Annotated in this window: 15 protein-coding genes; 7 read left to right on the top strand and 8 right to left on the bottom strand. The window is 68.1% G+C overall.

The features are described 5' to 3' along the window. The first annotated feature begins 259 nt into the window (after positions 1-259). Both ACFWO8_RS19555 and ACFWO8_RS19550 read left to right on the top strand, forming a co-directional pair. The gene (locus ACFWO8_RS19555; RefSeq protein WP_378952970.1) at positions 260-1,264 is read left to right on the top strand and encodes a diiron oxygenase; all 1,005 of its coding nucleotides are present in this window, start codon (positions 260-262) and stop codon (positions 1,262-1,264) included. Positions 1,265-1,276: 12 nt separating this feature from the next. Further along, a complete protein-coding gene (locus tag ACFWO8_RS19550; RefSeq protein WP_378952826.1) occupies positions 1,277-2,863 on the top strand; it encodes an FAD-dependent oxidoreductase in 1,587 nt (528 codons plus the stop codon). 57 nt (positions 2,864-2,920) lie between these two features. On the opposite strand, the gene ACFWO8_RS19545 is transcribed toward ACFWO8_RS19550, so the two are convergent. Continuing rightward, positions 2,921-3,682 (bottom strand): glucose 1-dehydrogenase, encoded by a 762-nt coding sequence (locus ACFWO8_RS19545; protein WP_378952823.1) that lies wholly within the window; start codon positions 3,680-3,682, stop codon positions 2,921-2,923. Between the two features lie 525 nt (positions 3,683-4,207). On the opposite strand from ACFWO8_RS19545, the gene ACFWO8_RS19540 reads away from it, so the two are divergent. After that, positions 4,208-6,520 carry an Hsp70 family protein gene (locus ACFWO8_RS19540; RefSeq protein WP_378952820.1) on the top strand — a complete coding sequence of 771 codons (2,313 nt, stop codon included), beginning with the start codon at positions 4,208-4,210 and terminating at the stop codon, positions 6,518-6,520. Between the two features lie 213 nt (positions 6,521-6,733). Continuing rightward, positions 6,734-7,531: an HAD family hydrolase gene (locus ACFWO8_RS19535; protein WP_378952817.1), complete on the top strand. Its 798-nt coding sequence runs from the start codon at positions 6,734-6,736 to the stop codon at positions 7,529-7,531. A 4-nt stretch (positions 7,532-7,535) separates the two neighbouring features. Here the strand turns inward: ACFWO8_RS19535 and ACFWO8_RS19530 are convergent, their stop codons facing one another. Next, positions 7,536-7,934 carry a VOC family protein gene (locus ACFWO8_RS19530; protein ID WP_378952814.1) on the bottom strand — a complete coding sequence of 133 codons (399 nt, stop codon included), beginning with the start codon at positions 7,932-7,934 and terminating at the stop codon, positions 7,536-7,538. Between the two features lie 94 nt (positions 7,935-8,028). On the opposite strand from ACFWO8_RS19530, the gene ACFWO8_RS19525 reads away from it, so the two are divergent. Beyond that, the gene (locus ACFWO8_RS19525) at positions 8,029-8,967 is read left to right on the top strand and encodes a helix-turn-helix transcriptional regulator (protein WP_378952811.1); all 939 of its coding nucleotides are present in this window, start codon (positions 8,029-8,031) and stop codon (positions 8,965-8,967) included. Between the two features lie 85 nt (positions 8,968-9,052). Here ACFWO8_RS19525 and ACFWO8_RS19520 read toward each other — a convergent pair whose 3' ends face one another. Together ACFWO8_RS19520 and ACFWO8_RS19515 are read right to left on the bottom strand one after the other, a co-directional pair. Then, positions 9,053-9,748 carry an SGNH/GDSL hydrolase family protein gene (locus ACFWO8_RS19520; RefSeq protein WP_378952808.1) on the bottom strand — a complete coding sequence of 232 codons (696 nt, stop codon included), beginning with the start codon at positions 9,746-9,748 and terminating at the stop codon, positions 9,053-9,055. Between the two features lie 14 nt (positions 9,749-9,762). Then, positions 9,763-11,181, bottom strand: a complete 1,419-nt coding sequence (locus ACFWO8_RS19515; RefSeq protein WP_378952805.1) for an MFS transporter — start codon at positions 11,179-11,181, stop codon at positions 9,763-9,765. Between the two features lie 102 nt (positions 11,182-11,283). On the opposite strand from ACFWO8_RS19515, the gene ACFWO8_RS19510 reads away from it, so the two are divergent. Further along, on the top strand, positions 11,284-11,907 hold the full coding sequence (locus ACFWO8_RS19510; RefSeq protein WP_378952802.1) for a TetR/AcrR family transcriptional regulator: 624 nt from the start codon (positions 11,284-11,286) through the stop codon (positions 11,905-11,907). A gap of 303 nt (positions 11,908-12,210) precedes the next feature. On the opposite strand, the gene ACFWO8_RS19505 is transcribed toward ACFWO8_RS19510, so the two are convergent. Together ACFWO8_RS19505 and ACFWO8_RS19500 are read right to left on the bottom strand one after the other, a co-directional pair. Further along, entirely contained in the window at positions 12,211-13,197 is a 987-nt protein-coding gene (locus ACFWO8_RS19505) for a hypothetical protein (RefSeq protein WP_378952799.1), read from the bottom strand. 117 nt (positions 13,198-13,314) lie between these two features. Further along, the gene (locus ACFWO8_RS19500; protein ID WP_378952796.1) at positions 13,315-13,926 is read right to left on the bottom strand and encodes a hypothetical protein; all 612 of its coding nucleotides are present in this window, start codon (positions 13,924-13,926) and stop codon (positions 13,315-13,317) included. Positions 13,927-14,076: 150 nt separating this feature from the next. Here ACFWO8_RS19500 and ACFWO8_RS19495 point away from each other — a divergent pair, with 150 nt between their 5' ends. Beyond that, positions 14,077-15,876, top strand: coding sequence for an FGGY-family carbohydrate kinase (locus ACFWO8_RS19495; protein WP_378952793.1), 1,800 nt, complete (start codon positions 14,077-14,079; stop codon positions 15,874-15,876). On the opposite strand, the gene ACFWO8_RS19490 is transcribed toward ACFWO8_RS19495, so the two are convergent. Then, on the bottom strand, positions 15,834-16,619 hold the full coding sequence (locus ACFWO8_RS19490; RefSeq protein WP_378952790.1) for a sirohydrochlorin chelatase: 786 nt from the start codon (positions 16,617-16,619) through the stop codon (positions 15,834-15,836). The two genes, ACFWO8_RS19495 and ACFWO8_RS19490, sit on opposite strands and share 43 nt — an antisense overlap. Next, positions 16,619-17,914: a sulfate adenylyltransferase subunit 1 gene (locus ACFWO8_RS19485; protein ID WP_378952787.1), complete on the bottom strand. Its 1,296-nt coding sequence runs from the start codon at positions 17,912-17,914 to the stop codon at positions 16,619-16,621. Before ACFWO8_RS19485 ends, ACFWO8_RS19490 begins: the two co-directional genes overlap by 1 nt. Positions 17,915-18,017 lie beyond the last annotated feature (103 nt).

Raw genomic sequence — 18,017 nt, 5'->3', positions numbered from 1 at the left:
TTAACCGGTACCGGCGGTTCGCAGGCCGGAATGACGCGCTCGGCGGACAACTATTTTCCGCGTCTTGCCGCAGACCCTCGAAGACTGTGCACGACGCAGTGTCACAGGTAGAAGCACTTTTACTGGCGAGTAGGTTCCTCAACAGGGCTTTCGGTGCGCCGAGCACGCGAAATTCGGCAATGCGAAGAGTTGACGTGACTCCGTGTAGGTGTAACCATTGGAAACAGTAAACGTCCCTAACGGAGAGGCAGTGACGACGATGTCCGCGCCCACCACCCCTGACGTCGATCCTGTAGTCGCGGAGGCTCAGGCATACGCCGAGAAGTTGCTGATGCTGTCCGAGGCGTCGGTCGATCGCCACTTCGACCCGTTCGAGGACATCGACTGGGACGCCCCTGACTTCGACCCGAACTGCAAGCCGGAGCGCTGGGTTCTGGTGACCTCGGCTGACCCCATCGGTCGCCACCCCTGGTACCAGGCGCTGCCGCTGGAGCGCAAGATCGAGATCGGCAAGGTCCGTCAGGCCAATGTCGCCAAGGTCGGCCTGCAGTTCGAGGCCATCCTCATCGTTGGCATGATGCAGCACATCTTCAACCTGAAGAACAACGACCCGGAATTCCGGTACTGCTCGCACGAGATGATCGAAGAGCACAACCACACCCTGATGTTCCAGGAGATGGTGAACCGCGTCGCCGACGTGCCGGGCATGAACCCGCTGGTGCGCCAGCTGCGCCACCTGGTCTCCCCGGTCGGCGCCCTGATGCCGAACCTGTTCTTCATGGCCGTGCTCGCCGGCGAGGAGCCGATCGACCACATCCAGAAGGACATCCTGCGCTCGGGCGACGACATCCACCCGATCATGCGTGGTGTGATGGCGATCCACGTGGCCGAGGAAGCTCGCCACATCTCCTTCGCGCACGAGTTCCTGAAGAAGAACGTGCCCAACGCGCCCAAGTTCAACCGGGCCGTGCTGTCGATCGCGATGCCGACCATCATGTTCATCCTCGGCCGGGCCATCGCGACCCCGCCCAAGTCGTTCTTCAAGCAGTTCGACATGCCCGCCGATGTGCGCAAGGAGCTGTTCTACGGCTCCAAGGAGTCCAAGCGGGTCTTCGCCGACTACTTCATCGACGTGCGCGCGCTCGCCGAGGAGATCGGTGTGATGAACCCGGTCTCGAAGCTGGTGTGGAAGATGTTCGGCATCGACGGACCGTCGAGCCGCTACCGCTCGGAGCCCAAGCGCTCCGCCAAGAACGCCGCCTGAGACGATAGCAATATGCCATATGTTGTCACCCAGTCATGCTGTAGTGACGCCTCGTGCGTCTACGCATGCCCGGTCAACTGCATTCATCCCACCCCGGATGAGCCGGATTTCCGCACCGCGGAGATGCTCTACGTCGATCCGGCGGCCTGCGTGGACTGTGGTGCCTGTGCCACCGCGTGCCCCGTTGATGCCATCACCTCGTCGAAGAAGCTGACCGACGAGCAGAAGCCCTTCATCGAGATCAACGCCGACTTCTACCGCGTGCAGCGGGACCGGCCGACGTTGGCCGCACCGGTGATGCCGCCCGCGATCGACACGCGGCGCTCCCCGCTGCGGGTCGCCATCGTCGGCTCTGGTCCCTCGGCGATGTACGCCGCCGACGAACTGCTCACCCAGCCCGGCGTCGCGGTCACGATGTTCGACCGCCTGCCGCAGGCCTACGGTCTGGCCCGCCTCGGCGTCGCACCCGATCACAAGCACACCAGGAAGGTCGCCGACCTGTTCGACATCATGTCGAAGCAGGACGACTTCGGTACCTACCTAGACGTCGAGATCGGCAAGCACATCAGCCATGCCGAGCTGCTCGAGCACTTCCACGGCGTGATCTACGCCGTCGGCGCGTCCTCGGATCGCAAGCTCGGCATCCCGGGCGAGGGTCTGGCGGGCAATGTGTCGGCCACCGACTTCGTCGCCTGGTACAACGGCCATCCCGACCACGCCGACGACCGGTTCGATCTGAACCAGAAGCGGGTCGTCATCGTCGGCAACGGCAACGTCGCCCTCGACGTCGCCCGCATCCTGACCGTCGATCCGGCCCTGCTCGCCGACACCGATATCGCGCCGTACGCGCTGAAGGCATTGCGCGAGAGCAAGATCGAGGAGGTCGTGATCCTGGGCCGTCGTGGTCCGGCCGAGTCGGCATTCACGGTGCCCGAGTTCGTCGGCCTGCTGGCCGCCGATATCGACATCGCGATCGAGGGTGAGCTGCCCGCGGTCACGCCCGATCTGCCCTACAAGGTCGAGCAGAAGCTGCGCCTGCTGCACAGCGTCGCGAATCGCCCGTTCGGTGCGCGCAAGCGCATCGTGTTCCGTTACCTGTCCTCGCCGGTGGAGATCGTCGGCACCGACACGGTCACCGGGGTGCGGGTGGAGCGCAACGAGCTCGGCACCGACGCCGAAGGTCGCGTCGCCGCCACGCCGACCGGCGATACCGCGCTGCTCGAGGCGGGCGTCGTGCTCACCTCGGTCGGCTACCGAGGAGTGCCGACCGCGGATCTGCCGTTCGACGACGCGCGTGCGGTGATCCCGAACGACGCGGGCCGGGTGCTCACCGCGCCCGGTGGCGAGATCTTCCCCGGCGCGTATGTGACCGGCTGGATCAAGCGCGGCCCGACCGGTTTCATCGGGACCAACAAGTCGTGTGCGCAGGAGACCGTGCAGCAGCTCGCCGATGATTTCAACGGTGGCAAACTGCGCGAGCCCGCGCATAACGCGCAGGAGTTCGACCGTCTCGTGCGCGCCCGTCGCCCGCAGGCGGTCGCCGGTGGTGCCGCAGTGCCGAGGGAGCGCTCGATGAGGCGGCTGTTCGCTCGCGGCTGAGAACTGAAAACCGAAGGCCCGCAACGTCACTGGGAGACGATGCGGGCCTTTTGTTTCCTACTGTGCGGTGAACCCGCCGTCCGTGGCGACGGCCGCACCGGTGACGAAGGACGCCTCGCGGCTGAGCAGGAACGCGCACAGCGCGGCGATCTCCTCGGGCTGTGCGATTCGTCCCAGCGGGTGCAGTGCCACGATGGCTGCTTCGCCCTCCGGCGTCGCGCCCATCGACGCGCGGAACGCCGGGGTGTCGACCGCGCCGGAGATCAGCGCGTTGACCCGCACTCCCGCCGGGGCGGTCTCGAGCGCCACCGACTTGGTCAGTCCGACGACGGCGTGCTTGGCGGCCACATACGGCGCCACCTGTGCCATTCCGACCACGCCGAGGTTGGAGGCGTTGTTCAGGATCGCACCGCCGCCCGCGGCGATGATGGCTGGAACCTGGTGGCGCAGACCGTAGAAGACGCCGTCGAGGTTCAGGTCCATGTCGGCGCGCCATGACACGTCGTCGATCTCGGCGATCGGCCCGAAGGCGTTCACCGCGCCCGCGTTGTTGAAGGCCGCGTCGAGGCGGCCGTATTCGGTGAGCGCGGCCTGGACGAGTCGTTCGGCGTCGGCGTCGATGGTGACATCGGTCGCGACGAACAGCGCGCGTCCGCCCGCCGCCCTGATCTGGTCGGCGACCTGCTCCCCCTGGTCCTTGCCGCGGGAGCCGAGAACCACGGCGGCACCTTCGGACGCGACCCGCAGTGCGACCGCCTTGCCGATGCCGGAGCCGGCGCCGGTGATGAGTACGACCTGGTCGGCGAATCGAGTGGACATGCGTAGTGCCTTCTTTCCCTTGGTGTTTCGAAGATCCGGTCGGTGTCTCTCCGCTCTCTCAGTCAACCGGCGGGCGCCGGGCCGTGCTGGCGGGAATCGGTCGCTGCGTTGACGTGTCACTGAGTAGTGGGCCTACTCCGAAATCAGGGAATGTAATTCGCCGTCAGTGAACGCGCATCGGTAGTAAATGAATTGGTTACCGGTCGGTAAGTGCGCTTAATGGCCGGGATAACAAACTCGAAGAATGTATTTAATGGGGGCTCTGTCCGATTACTCGCAGGTAGCTGCCTCTCGGAGTCTGTGAATCGCCGGTGGGGCGTTCAGGGGGGTGGATATTCCATCTTCAACCTTCTCACCTGCGTGAATTGTGTTGCCATGGCTCATGGTTGCGGATTCCGTATCAATCCGGCAGCAATTCGCGGACGTGCCAGTTAATCTGGGCGAGCTGTTTGGAAGACGACCGCGGCCACATGGTGCGCTCGCGTGCTGGACGTGGTCACGGTGCGTTGACGGGATAGCAAAAACATGACCAGAGGTCTGGGCTTGAGTATCGGTGCGGTCAATGCGATTTCGGCGGTAGTCGCCGATGATCCAGCCAAACCGGCGGTGCGCACACGACGCACCGCACTGACATTCGACGAAGCGGGCAGGCCCCGCATCGGCGCGATCAACGAATTCGCTTCGGCGATCACGGATTTCGCGGACCTTACCCGCGAACCGGAGCCGATGGTGATGGGTGGGCGGTTCTACTCGGCGACCAATCTGATCGCCGCCGTGGTCACCGGTCTGATCGAGCTCGCCGAACCACCTGCCGGAATCGTCTTGACCTATCCGGCGGTCTACACCGACAAGCAGGTCTCGTTACTCGGCCAGGCGCTGCATCTCGCGGGCGCCGGTGAGGTCCTGCTGGTGCCCGAACCGGTCGCCGCCGCGGAATGGCTCGAGGTCGATCGCGGCCCACTGGAGCCGGGCTTCGTACTCGTCTACGACCTAGGTGCCACCAGCCTCGACCTGACCGTGCTGCGCGTCGGTCCCGACTGGCCGCATCACCCGATGGTCGGAACCCCAACGCGGTCCGCCGATTTCGGTGGCAAGCCGCTCGGTGAGATGGTGGCCCGTTACGCGGGTGAACCGGGTCTGGGTCGGGCGACCCAGACCCTCACCTCCATGGTGAACATCGACGCGCTGCGCGCCGAACACATCCGCGACACTTTCCCGCTGGTCAGCAAGAGTGTGGCCGCGGCGGGCCTGCGGCTGGCCGACCTGTCACGCATCCTCGTCGTCGGTGGTGCCTCGCGCCCACCCGAAGTCGCCCGCACCCTCGCCGAACTCGGCGTTCCGCTCGTCACCGTGGCCGACCCCGGCCAGGTGATCGCCTCGGGCGCGGCAGGTTTGGCGGCTCGCAGCTTCGCGCCCGAGCAGCAGACCGATGGCCCGGTGCCGCACGTGGCGGTGTTCTCCAGCGCGGCAGTCGTTTCCGCGCTCGCCATGTCGGCGATGACGGTGTTCGGCAGCCCCTTTGATCCCGGCCTGATGCCGGTCCTCGACCGGTTCCCCGCTCTGGGCGCCCCTGTCGACGCGCTGCTCTACGACATGAGCGCCGACCTCCTCGCCGCTCGAACCGCCGGGCTGGTCAGCGATGTCGACCCGGTCACCGGCCGCATCCGGGTGGCGGGCGTGGCCGCGGCCCGCAGCGCCTACGAGAACTTCATCGCCCCGGCGACCGCGCCCGGCGGCAAGTCGCGTCCCGGCGTGTCCGCGGGCAGCGGCGCCGACCGCGGCGGCCCCGGCCACCAGGACGTCCGCAACGACTGTAAGTCGCCGATCCTCGCCCGCACCACCTACGGCGACCCGGCCCGCTTCATCAACCCCTTACCCTTCGGCCCGCAGGCCGCCCAACCCCAGAACGCACCGACGAACCCCGGGGCGCCCGAACTTCCCCATGGCGGCCCGATCTCGGCCCCCGGCACCCCGGAAGTGCCGGGCACTCCGACCGCACCCGGCGCAACAGTTCCCGGCACTCTGCCGGCGGCCGGTACCGCGCCGGCGCCCGGCACGGCGCCGACGGACGGCACATCCACACCGTCCGGAGGTACCTCCACTCCGACCGGTGGTACCTCCACTCCGACCGGCGGGACATCAGCTCCGAGTACGGGTGGTGTCTCCGTAGAAACCGGGGGATCGGCACCGACCGGTGGAACTGGCACTGGCACCACACCTTCCGATCCCAGTGGATCGGGCGGCGGCACCTCGGGCGGAACACCGACGGGCGGTACCACTAACGGCGGTGCCACGGGAGGTTCGACCGGCGGTGGAACCACCGGCGGTACAGATACTTCCGGCGGCGCTGCGGGCGGTGGCACTTCAGGTGGCGGTGCATCGACAGGCGGCAGCGGAGGCGGTGCGTCCGGCAGTGGTGGCTCGGGCGGTGGTGCATCGGGCGGTGGAGGCTCGGGCGGCGGTGCGTCCGGCGGTGGATCTGACAGCGGTGCCTCTGGTGGGGGCGCATCAGGTGGTGCTTCGGGTGGCGGTGCTTCGGGCGGTGGATCCGACGGTGGTGGCTCGGGCGGTGGCGCGTCCGGTGGTGGTGCTTCGGGCGGTGGCGCGTCCGGTGGTGGTGCTTCGGGCGGCGGTGCGTCCGGTGGTGGTGCTTCGGGTGGTGGTGCGTCCGGTGGCGGATCGGACAGTGGTGCGTCCTCCGGCGGCACATCTTCCGGTGGCGCATCGTCTGGCGGTACATCGTCTGGTGGCGGCTCCAAGGGTGGCGCGTCTTCGGGAGGCTCCGCTGGTGGCGGTGGTGGCGGCGGTGGTGGCGGCGGCGGCGGTTCTCGCCGCTGACCGACCAGCCATGTCGGAGCTCGCGACGGTAAGTGCCGCACCGGATGTCGGGTCGTCCCGCCTAGCGCAGGTGGAACGGGGCGGTTCTCGCCGCTGACCGATCAGCCACGTCGGGCCAGCGACGGCAATCGCCACATCGGATGCCGGGTTGTCCCGTCTGGTGCCGGTGGTGAAACGGGGGTGGGTGTCGGTGGGGGCGGGCACAATAGGGCGGTGGCTGTACTTGGGGGAGCGCCGAAACTGATCGCGCTCGATGTGGATGGGACCCTGCTGGCGACAGGGTTCGCGATCAGCGCGCGGGTGGGGGCGGCGGTACGAGCGGCGGTGTCGGCGGGGGCGCATGTGGTGGTCACCACCGGGCGAACCCTGCTCACCACGCGCCCGGTGCTGAGCGAGCTCGGCCTCGCCGAGGGACATGCGTTGTGTTCCAACGGCGCCGTGCACATCGATGTGGCGCGTGGCGAGCCGGTCGCGGTCCAATCATTCGATCCCGGGCCCGCGGTGCACGCTCTGCGCGCGCTGTTCCCGGAGATGATCTTCGCCGCGGAACGGGTAGGCGTCGGCACCTGGGCGACCGGGCATGGGCCGGGGGAGTTCTCGATCGGCGATTTCCAGCTCGTCGACCACCTCGAACTGAGCAGTGTGCCGACGCCGCGCCTCAACGGCTGGTGGCCCGACGGCAGCCCCGACGAAATGCTGCGCCTGCTGCAAACCTTCGACGTTCCCGATGCGTCCTGGGTGCACGGTGAGTACGGCCCATGGCTTACCGTCTCGCGCCGAGGCGTGTCCAAAGGCTGGGCGCTGGAACAACTTCGGCATCTTCTCGGCGTCGAAGCCGAAGCGACCCTGGCTATCGGTGACGGCTTCAACGACCGCGAGATGTTGCGCTGGGCAGCACATTCGGTGGCCATGGCCGGCTCGCCCGATGCGGTACTCGCCCTGGCCGACGAAGTGACCGGCGACGTCAGCGAGGACGGTGTCGCCACCGTCCTCGAACGCTGGTTCGCCTGAATCCCTAGGACGTCATCGCCACATAGTGCGGGTTGGCCATGATCCCCAGCACATTGCCGAACGGATCGAGAACCGCGGCGGTCGCGAAGCCCGCGCCTTCGCCGCGCTCGGTGATCGGCTCGTACTCGGTGGCGCCCAGCTCGAGCAACCGGGCGAAGGTGGCCGCGAGATCGTCGACCTGCCAGAAGACCACTCCGCCCCCGCCCGGCGCGTTGCGCGCACCCGCCGGGGCGTAGGCGCGATTGATGATTCCCGGCTCGGCCTGCAACGGCCCGAGCCGGAACTCGTAGTATCCGCCGGGAACTTCGTAATACGGTGCGATGCCGAGGAATTCGCTGTACCAGTCCTTGGCGGCGGTGAGGTCGTCGGCGTAGTAGGTGGTGGTGGCCATTCCGCGCAGCATGTCTGCTCCATTCGGTTGTCGCTTCGGTGTGAAAACGACTTTGCCAGCCAAAGTGCTCACCAAATGAGCACTTTATTCGGCAGAATTGCCGAGTATGCGAGCCGACCGATTGGTAGCCACCCTTTTGTTGATGCAGGCGCGGGGGCGGGTGACAGCCGCCGAGGTCGCCGCCGAGCTCGAAGTCTCGGTGGCAACGGCCCGGCGTGACCTGGAGGCCTTGTCGGCCGCGGGCATCCCGGTCTACCCGCAGTCGGGTCGCGGGGGTGGTTGGTCGCTGATCGGCGGCGCACGCACAGACCTGTCCGGACTCACGGCGGGGGAGACCAGGGCGCTGTTCCTGCTCGCGGGCCCGGCAGCACAGGCCGCCCCCGAACTGAAGTCGGCTCTGCGCAAACTGGTTCGCGCCCTCCCACACACCTTCCGCGCCGATGCCGCCGCCGCGGCCGACGCCGTTGTCGTCGATCCGGCCCGCTGGGGGCGCCCTGATCCGCAAGCTCCCGCGGTACTCGACACGGTGCGGCGGGCGGTGGTCGATCGCCGCCGCGTCCGCATCGACTATCTGCGCAAGGGCGAACGCACCGTCCGCACGATCGATCCATGGGGCCTGGTCGAGAAGGAAACGGTCTGGTACCTCATCGCGGGCACCGATCGTGGGCAGCGGACCTTCCGGCTCGACCGCATCGCCGAGGTCGTCACTCTCGATGAAACGGCCGACCGGCCGGCCGATTTCGATCTTCAGGCGCAGTGGGCGCAGATTGTCGAGCGGATGGAGGGCCGTCGCGCCGCCGTCGCCGCGACGGTCCTCGTCTCCCCAGGTCTCGCCCCGATCCTGGCCGACCAACAGGGCCGCAACTGCACCCTGCTCGGCCCGAGTCCGGACGGCCGGGTGCGAGCTCAGATCACCGCCGACACCGCCAAGATGCTCGCCAGGCAACTGGCGGGCTGGGCCGGGGACGTCGAGGTCGTCGGCCCCGCCGAGGTCAGATCCGAACTGGTGGCACTCGGCACTCGATTGGTGCTCGACAACAAGTAAGTGCCGCGTCGGCGGACCAGTCGTTACAGACTCAGCGGCGGGTTGGGGGCTCTACCGGGCGACCCCTTCGACCGCCCCGCAGCCACTACGACCTGTCGATGAGCGGGGCCAGCGACCTGACCACCTCACTGGCCACCACCGCGTGCCCACTCGTGGTGAAGTGGATGAGATCCGCGCTCATCAACTCGGGGCGCGACCGCAGCGGATGGTTCCAGAGCTCGGTGAGTACCGCTTCGAAGTCGGTGGCGAGCGACCGCAGCACTTCGTTGAGCGCGATCATCCGCGGCCGCATGCCTCGCATCGGCGCCATCCGCTCGACTTCCCACACGTCGGCCATGGTGAAAATCGACAGCTGTGCCCCGGTGGCGGCCAGCGCGGTGAGAATCGTCGACAGATTCTCGTGCAGCTGATCGACATCACCGCCCGCCGTGAACAGATCGTTGCCGCCGCAGCTGACATGCACGAGATCCGGTGCGAAATCCAGGATGTCGGACAGCTGCCGGTCGATAACTTGACCGCTGGTGGCCCCGATCCGGCCCGTATTCCGGTAGGTCAGTGTGGGATTCACCGCGGCGAGGTCCGCCGCGACCCGATCGGCCCAGCCGGTCGGGGCGTAACCGGGACTCCGATCGCCGGTCCCCGCGGCGATGGAATCGCCGAGCACCGCGAAGCGCTGCCACGGTGCCCCCGCGAGCAGCGCGGCCGTCTGCTCCGGCGCCAGCACGAGCGGGTCGTCGGCTTCGAGGGTGAACTTCACGGATAGTGGTGTGCTGGAAGACATATCGTTCTCCTGGTTCAGTTGATCGAACGGGCCTGTGAAGGCAAGGCGAGCACCACGGCGACGGCGACGTTGATCCCCGCGCCCACGGCGAACAGAAGGTGGAAACCCCTGAGCGGGTCGTCGGCCGTCGCCGAGAAGATCGCCGCCAGAACGGCGATGCCGAGCGCCCCGCCCACCTGACGAGCGGTGAGGTTCATCCCGATGCCCGCCGCGAACTGTTGCGGTGGAACAGAATTCGCGGCCGCCGTGCCGAGCACCGTGACGACGATGCCGATCCCGCCGCCGCCGAGCACACCGGCGGGAATCCACGCCGTCCACAGCGTGGGTTCGGGACCGAAGGCGTCGGTGCTCATCCAGGCCAGCGCGGCCGTCGACATCAGAGCACCGAGCACTCCCACCCACCGCTGGCCGCTCGCTGTCGTAATCCGCCCGGTGGCAACGGCGGTCACCATCGATGCCACCGCACCGACGGTCAGTGCCGCCGCCGACTCGAGTACGGAGTAGCCCCAGATCGCGTTCAGGAACAGCGGCCCGGCCAGCAACCACGCGAACATCGAGGCGCCGAACAGGAACGACCCCGCGTTCGCGAGCGCGAATTGCCGCTCACGCCACAGCGATACGGCGACAGCCGGGTTGGCATGCCGACGTGAGCGAGCCAGTGCGAACACCGTCAGCGCGATACCACCGAGCAATGCGACGAGGGTGCCGGGCGCGGTCCAACCCCATGACTGACCTTCGGTGACGGCGGCGACGATCGCACCGAGTCCGATCGCGATGGCGATCGTGCCGAGCGGATCGGGCAGCGCCGTCTCGCTCGCGGTCTTGTCGCCGCCGGGCAGCCTCAGCCCCGGCACGATCAACAGCAACGCGATCGGCACATTGATCAGGAAGACCGCACGCCAGCCGAACACCTCGACCAGCGCACCGCCCAGCGCCGGACCGACCACCGCCGCGAACCCGCCTGCCGCCGACCAAGCGCCGATGGCGGCGCCGATCTTTGCCCGAGGCGTGGCTTCCAGGACCAGTCCGAGTGCCGCGGGCACCATGAATGCCGCCGTGATGCCCTGCAGGACACGTCCCGCGATGAGCCAGTCCGCGCCGGGTGCGAGCCCGCACAGCAGGGAGGTGACGGCGAATCCGGCCAGTGCCAGGGCAAACAGCCGCCGACGGCCAAGTGCGTCGGCGATGCGCCCCGCCGGCGTGAGTAGTGCGGCGAAGGCGATCGCGTAGCCGCTGACGATCCAGGTCAGCGTGCCGGTGGAGGTGCCGGGATAACTCAGGGCGATCGTCGGGAACGCGATGTTGACGACCGAGAGGTCGAGGAAGGCGATGAATCCCGCGCCCGAGGCGACCGCGAGGGTGCGGCCTGCGGCGCTGTAGTCGGGAGTCGCTGTGCTGAGCGGATCTTCGGGCCGAGCTGACACGTCGGTCATGCGGAATCCTTCGAGGGGAGAAATAAGAACGTACGATCGTTCGTAAATAAAAGTACGACCGATCGTTCGCCTTTGCAACCCCGCGGTGGAACAATGATTCATATGACCCAGCTGACGGAACCGAGCGACCAGCGGTTGGCCAAGGGTGCCCGTGCCCGCGCCACCATCGCCCGTCGCGCCGCCGAACTAGCCTCCGTCGAAGGCCTCGACGGCCTCAGCATCGGCAGGCTCGCCACCGACCTCGGCATCAGCAAAAGCGGCATCGCCACCCTTTTCGGCACCAAGGAAGTCCTGCAACTCGCCGCCGTCCAAGCCGGTCGTGACATCTTCATCGAACGAGTCATCACGCCCGGCCTGCGCGCTCCACGCGGCGGAATCCGGGTTCGCGCGATGGTCGAGAGCTGGTTCGCCCACATCGAGAATCCCCCTTTCCCCGGCGGCTGCTTCCGGGTGGCCACCCTCACCGAATTCAGCAGCAAGCCAGGCCCCGTGCGCGACGCCGTCGTCGCCGACCACGACGACTGGCTGTCCTTCCTCGCCGACGAAGTCCGCAAGGCCCAAGCCATGGGCGAACTCACCGACGCCGACGCTGATCTCCTGGTCTTCGAACTGGACGCGATCCTGAGCGCCGCCAATATCGCCCGCCAGACCGGCGATTCGGCCCGCGTCGAGGCGGCCCGCACAATCGCGACCCGCCTGTTGTCGGACGCCCCGAGCGGGACCTAGCCGGGCGGTCTGTTGGCGCGTGTATGTCAGGTCTGGCACGGCGAGAACCCGCCGCTTCGGCGAAGGTAACTACGGCCAGTGATCTTCGGGTGCATGGGCAACTCAGCGGAAACGGGCTTACGCACCCTGTGCCACGCCGCCGACCGTCAACATCTCCGGCCGCCGACGCTCCCGGTGTGGCGCTGAGTACGCGGAGAGGCGGGCAGCGGTCGCCCGATGCAAGAACGGCGCCGCTACCGATGTGGTAGCGGCGCCGAGGTGTCGGATGTGTTCAGGACGTCGGGTTCGAGGTTATGCCTCGGATCAGTGGTGATTGCCGTGATCAGGCGCCTGCTGGGGAGTTGTGGTGAGGGTGAAGGCGGAGGTGCGGACGATGTCGTTGTGTTTGAAATCGAGGAATAGGCGGTAGGTGCCCGGGCCGGGAACTGCTGTGTGGAAGGTGATTTCGGGGCCCGAGGGGGTGATGCCGTCGCCGGGTTCGCCGTTGGGGTGTACGTGGACGTACGCGAGATCTCCGGCGCGCAGGATGACGAGGTGGCCGAAAGCGGCAAGGTAGGGCTGTAGATCGGTCACCGGCTCGCCGTTCTTGCGCACGGTGAGCGTCAGGAGATCGCCCTCGGCGCGCAACTCGCCGTCCACGGTCACCTCGTAGCCGTCGACCTCGGTGGCGCGGGCTACCGACGGAACTGGTTGCGGTGCATAGTGTCCCGCGATTGCCAGGTCGGCGCCGAGCGTGATCGTTCGGCCGAGTGCGCGCGGGGCGATGTCGGTGAACACGCGGTAGGCGCCAGCTTCCGGGAGGTCGAGGCGGATCGCCCAGGTGCCGTCGGCCTCGCGTACCGGATGGACGTGCCAGAACCCGGTCAGCTCCCGCCGCGCGACGATCAGATGCAGCTCGCGATCGTGAATCGGATCGAACTCGGTGACCGCGGTTCCGTCCGGCCCGAGAATCCGGAACCGGAAGTCGATACCGCCCGGCTCGGCGATCGTGGTCTCCAGATCGAGCGTGTACCCGTCCTGGGTGACCAGGAGGCCGCCCGGAGCTCCCGCGGCGTGGCCGGCGTGGCCGGCGTGGGCGGCGTGGGCGGCGTGGGCGTCTCCGTGGTTCGCGTGCTCACCGGTGGAGGCGGCCTGCTCGGGGGTGGTGTGCTTGCCGTGATGCTGGTGCGCCGCATGGTCGTTGGTATCGATTCCGTGTGCGGCGTGGTTGTCCTGGTGTCCGGCGGGCTGGGTCGCGGTGTCGGCGTGACCGGCGTGAGTGTGGTGTCCGGCGTGGGCGTTGGTGGTCATTGTTTCGCCTCTCTGAGTTCGCTGTGCGTTGCTACGAACATATACCCCCAGGGGGTATGCAGGGAAGGGGGATGGCTATGTGATGTGGATCACGGACGATCGACTGGTCGTGGTCGGTCAGCGCTGGGCGTTCCAGAAGCCGATGGCCATCGCTCCCCACCAGCAGGCTTGGGAGATCGCGCCCGAGGTGGCGCCCCACATCAGCAATCGGGGTGGCAGTGGTGCTGCCGAGTGGTCCGCCAAGCGCCTGCTCAAGACCGTGGTCTGTAATCCGTTGACAGTGAGCAGCGCGGTCAACACCATCTTGGTCTGCGTCAATGGGGAATCGAGGTTCGGCTCGAGTACGCAGCCGCTGGCCACCAGCGCCGCGAGGCCGAGCCAGATCGGCACGTGCATCCGGGAGACTCCGGTCATCGCCTCGGCGAGGGAGCTGCGCCCGAGCAGCCATAGAGCGGCCAGGTAGTCGGCGATCAGGACACCGCCGAAGCCGAGCGTCAGCCCGGCGAGGTGAACGAACAGTCCCGCGGTGTGCAGTGCCGGGTCCGGGTTCACATGGGTGGCGATCCACAGTGCCGCGCCGAGGAGTCCCGTCGATGCCAGTGCCGCGGCGGTGACGAGCCACCAGGAGTCGAGCAGGCCGATCGGCCCGGACGGTTCCGGGGCGGGCCAGCGACCGCCGCGCGGTATCGGGGCCGGGGCATGTGGCGTGCCCAAGACCGTCGGTGTCATCACGATATTCGGTCGTATGACCAGCAAACCCTCTGGCATGGATGCCTCCGCCTGGTGTCCCAACAAAATGTTAGGAGAGGCTAAACTAGATCTTCGGTTCAGGTAAAAACGTTCTCCGGTGGCACGTCGGCCGCGAGAGATTGGTGAGGGATGACAGTCGGCTGGGGAGTATCCATCGGTGCGCGGAACACCGTCTGCGCCGCCGTCGGTGGTGGCACCGATCCCGTGATCACCAGCGGTCGGACCACGGCGGCGACCGACTCCGGTGCGAACCACCGGATTCTCGGCTTCGGTGATCTGACCCTCGCCGCCGAGCTGTCCTTCGCGCCGGCCGCCGCTGCCGCTGATCTTGTCGCCGGGGTTCTCGGTGCGGCGATGGCCGCCGCGGGCGCTGTCGCCGAGCACACTGTGCTCGCGCACCCGGCGGTCTACACCGAGCAGCACATCACCGCGCTGCGCCAGTCGCTCGTGCGGGCGCAATTGGGCGAGGTCGAGCTGGTGGCGGAGCCGATCGCGGTCGCGATGGCTCTCGACCCGATCGAACAGTCGGCGGAACCGAACGAGAAATCCGGCGATGCCACGGATTCGATGCTGGTATACGACCTCGGCGCGACCTCCCTCGACGTCACCGCGGTCGTGCGCGACCGGCAGGGGCATCGGATTGCCGGTCGGCCGATTCGGTCCTATGCCTTCGGTGGCCGGTCCACCGCAGCGGCCGTAGCCGCCATGGAGCACGATCTGGCCCCCACGGACGAACCGGTCGCCTGCTCGCCGGATCCCGTCCGGACGGCGGCGGTTCGCGCGCAACTCGTGCGGGATTCGCTACCGCTGGTGCACGAATGCCTGCGCACCGCAGGGCTGTCCGCTGAACATCTCGGTGCGCTTCTCCTTGTCGGTGGCGCGGCCTCGCCGCTCGAGGTGGCGCACACACTGGCCGATGCGCTGGGCTGCCCGGTCGTTCGCGGTCACGTAACCGCCGAGTCGGTCGCCCGTGGTGCCGCACTGCTCGGGGCCGGGCGGTCGGCCACCGACACCGTGCTGGTGCCGGTCCGGCGTCCGATGTCGCGTACTGCGCTCGCCGGTGCCGCGCTCGCTGTGCCGCTGCTCATTCCGGCCGTACTCGGCTTGTTACGTGCCGACGACGGCAGGCCCGGAGTCGTGGCGGCGGCGCCCGGTCGGATTCTGCCTGCACTGCCTGTCGACGCGCGGGCAGGGGAACCCGCGCCGTTTCCGGGCGCGGTCGCGGCCCCACCGGAGCAGTTTTCGGTCGTTCCGGTGATGTGGTGGAACCGCCGCGCGGCAGTTGTTGTGCCGGAGTTGCTGCGAACGCAGGCGGCTTCCCCTGGTTCGGCGAACCAGCCTGCCATGGGTCCGTCCACGACGTCTCCCGCGCTCGAAGCCGGCGGGCCCGTCCAGGAAGGCTCATCGAGCGTGCCCATGCCCAACCCGCAGTGGATGTCGAATCCGGCTTCGCCCGGTGACCGCGAGCAGCAGGCGCCCACACCGTCGACATCGCCGCCGTCGACATCGCCGCCGTCGACACCGCCTCCGCCGTCGCCGTCGACACCGCCTCCGTCGACACCGTCGACACCGTCGACACCGTCGACACCGTCGACACCGTCGACACCGTCGACACCGTCGTCGCCGACACCGCCGTCGCCGTCGATCGAGATCCCGGCGCCAGCGCTACGCGATTCCCCCCGATCGCCACCTCCCGACCAGTCGGGATCGATCCCCGGCCCGGTGTCATCGACCACGGAAACAGTCACGCCCGCAATGGAATCGACTACCCGAACCGTCGCGTCGAGCACGGAGTCGTCCGCAGACGTCGTCGCGGATGCCGGGTCGACGGTCGATGCGGCCGCCGAGACGACCTCCGAGGCGAACTCGGCCGGAGCGCCGGTGGCTCAGGCGGACAGTTCCCATTCGGCGCCGAGCGCGGTGTCGTAGCGATCCCATACGACCTCGGCGAGTGCCGGGTGGGAGCCGAGTGCCGGGGAATGGACGAGTTCCGGTGCGGTGGTACGCAATCGGTCGGTCAGTAGACCCGGCGCCAGGAACCACGGCGCGACGACGATGTGCTCCGCGCCGTGGGCGCGCAGTCGTACGGTCGCGGCCGACACGGTGGGTTCGCTTGTCGCGAAGCAGATTTCGGTGCGCAACCCGGTGCGCCGGGCGACCTCGACGGCGACCTCGGCGGTGCGCTCGTTGGCGCCGGCGCGCGAGGAGCCAACCGCGGCGACGGCGATACCGATGCGGCCACCGGGGTAGTCCGTGGTCGCTTCGGTGATCCGCTCACACAGGGCGGCGATCAGTCGCGGATCGGGGCCGAGCACATCGGCCTGAACCAGGTCGAGCAGCGGGTGCCTGCGCCGGGCGGCATCGAGCAAGCCGGGCAGATCGACGCGGGCGTGGAACGCGCTGCCCAGCAGCAGCGGCACCACGATGGCATGCGAACAGCCTTGCGCCGCAACAGCATCGACCACCTGGTCGACGGACGGCGCGTTCAGATCGAGGAAGGCCAGCCGCACGAGACGATCCGGTCGTGCGGCGGCGACCCGATCGCGCACGGCCGCCGCGTTCGCCGCGGAACGCGGGTCACGGCTGCCGTGGGCGACCAGGATCAGCGCGGGCTCGCCACCGCCGCGCGGCGCCGAAGCGGCACCACGCGGCGGGGCGGGCAGGCGATACATCAGACCGCGGTACCGACCTCGACCGAAGTCAGCACATCGCCGACCAGGCCGGCCGCGAGAGTGTTGCCACCGGCGGGGTCGATCAGCAGGAACGATCCGGTGTGCCGATTGGTGCGGTAGTCGTCGGCCGGGATCGGCTCGGCCAGTCGCAGCGAGACCCGACCGATGTCGTTGAGCTCCAACGACTCCGGGCTCGGCTGTGCGGTCAGCGTCTGCTCGTCGAACCGCTCGACGAGCGCCCCGACGATGGCCTGGGTGGTCTTGGCGCCGTGCTTGAGCAGCAGTCGCGCGCCGGGACGCAAACCCTTGTCGCCGAGCCAGCACACCGTCGCGTCGAAGGTGTCGATTGACTCCGGCGCGTCGTGCACGGAGGCGATGATGTCGCCGCGCGAGATGTCGACCTCGTCGGCCAGGATCAGTGTCACGCTGCGCCCGGCCTGCGCGACGGCCAGTTCGCCGTCGGGGGTGTCGATCCGCTCGACGGTGGTCTTCTTACCCGAGGGCAGCACCACGATCTCGTCACCGGGCGAGACCGAACCGGCCGCGATCTGACCCGCGTAGCCCCGGTAATCGGGGTACTCGGCGGTGCGCGGACGGATCACGTACTGCACCGGGAAACGCAGACCCAGTGCGTGCGTGCCGGTCGAATCCGCGTCCACCGGAACGGATTCCAGATGCTCGATCAGCGAGGGGCCGTTGTAGTACGGGGTGTTCTCGGAGCGGCTGGCGATATTGTCGCCGTGCAGCGCCGAGACCGGGATCTCGATGACGTCTTCGGTGGCCCAGCCCAGCTTCGAGGTGAGGTCGTTGAACTCGGCGGAGATCTCGGCGAACACCTCGGCCGGGTTGTCGACGAGGTCGATCTTGTTCACCGCGAGCACCAGGCGCGGCACGCCGAGCAGCGCCAGCACGGCCGCATGGCGACGGGTCTGCTCGATGACGCCCTTGCGCGCGTCGGTCAGCAGGATCACCAGCTGCGCGGTGGACGCACCAGACACGGTGTTGCGCGTGTACTGCACGTGCCCCGGTGTATCGGCGAGCACGAAAGACCGCTTGGGCGTAGCGAAGTAGCGGTACGCCACGTCGATGGTGATGCCCTGCTCACGCTCGGCGCGCAGGCCGTCGACGAGCAGCGACAAGTCGGGCGTGGACAGCCCACGGTCGACCGAGGCGCGGGTCACGGCGTCGATCTGATCGGCCAGCACGGACTTCGTGTCGTAGAGCAGCCGTCCGACCAGCGTGGACTTGCCATCGTCGACAGAACCGGCGGTGGCCAGCCTCAATAGGTCGGACATCAGAAATAACCCTCTCGCTTGCGGTCTTCCATGGCGGCTTCGGACACACGGTCGTCGCTCGCCCCGAGTCGGGCACTGTGCGCCGCGTTCGGTCTGGTGAGTA

Source organism: Nocardia sp. NPDC058480, from assembly GCF_042720495.1.
Taxonomy (GTDB): Bacteria; Actinomycetota; Actinomycetes; order Mycobacteriales; family Mycobacteriaceae; genus Nocardia.
Note: the sequence above shows the minus strand (reverse complement) of the source record. Positions and strands in the feature narration are given on the sequence as shown.